Origin of the sequence: Stenotrophomonas sp. SrG, assembly GCF_050031795.1 — a bacterium.
GTDB classification, from domain to species: domain Bacteria; phylum Pseudomonadota; class Gammaproteobacteria; order Xanthomonadales; family Xanthomonadaceae; genus Stenotrophomonas; species Stenotrophomonas rhizophila_A.
In genome coordinates this window covers 1-235 of the sequence record NZ_JBNBBE010001394.1, presented here as the reverse complement: position 1 = coordinate 235, position 235 = coordinate 1, and the positions used below count along the sequence as shown (strand labels likewise).

1 pseudogene is annotated in these 235 nt (G+C 67.7%); it reads right to left on the bottom strand.

Going from position 1 to position 235, the window contains the following annotated elements:
• Window positions 1–235: pseudogene (locus ACQG3P_RS23990) on the bottom strand (hypothetical protein); the annotation flags it as partial.

Below are 235 nucleotides of genomic sequence, written 5' to 3'. Positions count from 1 at the left end.
TTGACCTCGTTCTCGCCGTACGCTTCGGGCAGAGCACGCGCCAGCTTTTCGCCGGCCATGGTGTAGGGCGGCAGGTTCATCGCGCTGTAGGCCATGGCGGCCAGGCCGCCGCCACCGATCAACGCTATCAGTGCATCGCGGCGCATGCGCCATGGCGAGTTCTCCGGCGGCTACTGCGCCTGCAGGGATTTCATGCGCCGCAGCATCAGCCGCCGCGTCACCCTGTCCACCCGCA